This window comes from Microbispora sp. NBRC 16548 (assembly GCF_030268985.1).
Lineage (GTDB): Bacteria > Actinomycetota > Actinomycetes > Streptosporangiales > Streptosporangiaceae > Microbispora > Microbispora catharanthi.
Window position 1 is genome coordinate 1 of the sequence record NZ_BSSF01000049.1, and the last position, 2159, is coordinate 2159.

Here is a 2159-nt window from a genome sequence, read left to right on the forward strand (position 1 = left end):
TGCGGGAGGGCTCGATCGGCCCCCACTTCATCTCGTTCTCGGCGGTGACGGCGTTGAACTCCCGGTCCCAGGTCGCCACGTAGGTCGAGTCGTTCAGGTGGCCGGCCGCGATCGCGGTGCCGAAGTATCGGCCGCTCTGGGCGGCGGCCGCGCCCAGCGTGCCGGCGGCGGCGCCGGCGGGGACGGACGCCGCGAGTGCGGTGACCGCGCCGAGGGCGCCGAGGGCGCCGGCGACCAGCAGCCGGCGGGTGCCGACGGCCAGCAGTCGGCGGGTGCCGACGAGCGGTCGCCGTCCTCCGCCGGCGGATAAGGGATTTTCGCCCATGCCTGAGCCTCCACTGCGAAATCAATGAGGGAACGCGGATAGACGCCCGCGGGAACAGCACGCGGTCCGTCGTCGCGTCGAAACTGCGGCCCCTGCCGTCCACCACCGACCCCGGCAGGAGGAGCCGCCTCGGGGAGTCAGTCTGGAAATCACCCCGAAACATGTCAAGGGCGTTTCCGGTAAGTTTCGACGTACTTCCGGTGCATTTGCCATATATGCCCTGGTAGATGGGAGAAATGTCGTCGTAAGTTTTCTGCTCGCTCCGCGGCGTCTCCGGGGGGCGGGCTGGGTCGGGATGAAAGTTTCGTGCGTCCGGACTCTGGACGGTGTTCTCGCATCCACGGGAGAGGCAGGTGAGCCGCATCCGGTCGACATGAGGGCCCGGACGGAGAGAGAGCCGAGCGTTGACACGGCTTATGGCGTCCTGTTTGATCCGCTACACCACCACGCACAAGCCGCCGATGGGAGAGGGGCACTGGCACGCAGATTTGTTAGCGCTCACATTTCGTAGCAGGCCACCGGTGTGTGACCTTCCGGGCCGATACGCACTGTCCGCGTTGTCCATGAGCGACAAGCGGCTGCCGGAAAGGTCACGAGCCGGCCGGTGCTCCCGGCGCCACGAGTCCCGACGACGCGTTCGAGGCGAGCGACGCCCGCACGGTGCAGGGGGACCCACCGGTATCCGCTGATCGCCGGATCGGCCGGGTGACCGACGGTGTCTCCGATCGTGGGCCTCCATCGGAATCGCCGCGTCGTGGGCGCCGTCGGCGGGCAGTGCACTCCGTTCGCCGGGGCGAGCGACTGACCGTCCCGGTGACGCGTGGACCGACGACATCAGCCACGGTGAGACGGTCCGCACAGACGTCGACCAGACCTGACCGTCAGCCCTGCACGATTCGGTGCCTCTGCCAGGGCCGCAACCCCGGCTCGGGCGGCGACCACATCAGCCTGCCCCGACGGCCGGACCTGCCGACCCCGTGACCTTCCCCCGACGGCGAGCGCCCTCGTGCCCCGCGCCGGCGTGAGTCCACGTGCCACACCGCGGGTGTCTTCACCCCAGCCGTGTCCCCGCTCTTCGAAGGAGAGAAGATGCACCCCTCCGTCCGCGTGACGAGTGTCCGGCGACGGGCGCCGGCCACCGTCTTCGCATGTCTTCTGGCGGCGGTTGCGACCGTTCTCGCAACCGCCGTCGCCTGGGTGGCGCCGGCCTCCGCGGCGACCGCCGACACCAACACCTGGTACGTCCTGGTCAACCGCAACAGCGGCAAGGCCCTCGACGTCTCCAACTTCTCCACCGCCGACGGCGGGTCGCTCGTGCAGTGGAGCCGCACCAACGCGAACAACCAGCAGTGGCGGTTCGTCGACTCCGGCGGCGGCTACTACCGCCTGCAGTCGCGCCACTCGGGCAAGGTGCTCGACGTGTACAACTTCTCCACGGCGGACGCCGCCGACGTCGTGCAGTGGGCCGACCACAACGGCACCAATCAGCAGTTCAGCCTCGCCGACTCCTCCGGCGGCTACGTCCGGCTGATCAACCGCAACAGCGGCAAGGCCGTGGAGGTCCAGAACGCCTCCACCGCGGACGGCGGCAAGATCGTGCAGTACTCCGACTGGGGCGGCGACAACCAGCAGTGGCAGCTTGTCCCCGTCGGGAGCGTCTCCGATCCCTCGTCGTCCCCCTCCCCGAGTCCCTCCCCCAGTCCGTCGCCGTCGCCGTCGGCGAGTCCGACGAACGGGCCGTGGCCGCCGTCGTCGACCTATTCCAACCCGGTGTTGTGGGAGGACCTGGCCGACATCGACGTCTTCCGGGTGGACGACACCTACTACTACTCGG

At 69.1% G+C, this 2159-nt stretch carries 2 protein-coding genes and 1 pseudogene; 2 read left to right on the forward strand and 1 reads right to left on the reverse strand.

All coding sequences use genetic code 11. The annotated features are described in order from the left end of the window. Window positions 1-325 (reverse strand): endo-1,4-beta-xylanase (locus QSK36_RS42945; RefSeq protein ID WP_285786426.1); only part of this gene is annotated, 325 nt, incomplete at its 3' end. 719 nt (window positions 326-1044) lie between these two features. Here QSK36_RS42945 and QSK36_RS43660 point away from each other — a divergent pair. Both QSK36_RS43660 and QSK36_RS42950 read left to right on the forward strand, forming a co-directional pair. Then, window positions 1045-1203 (forward strand): annotated as a pseudogene (locus QSK36_RS43660) (non-reducing end alpha-L-arabinofuranosidase family hydrolase); the annotation flags it as partial. 211 nt (window positions 1204-1414) lie between these two features. Then, a partial coding sequence (locus QSK36_RS42950) for an RICIN domain-containing protein (protein WP_285786427.1) occupies window positions 1415-2159 on the forward strand: 745 nt, incomplete at its 3' end.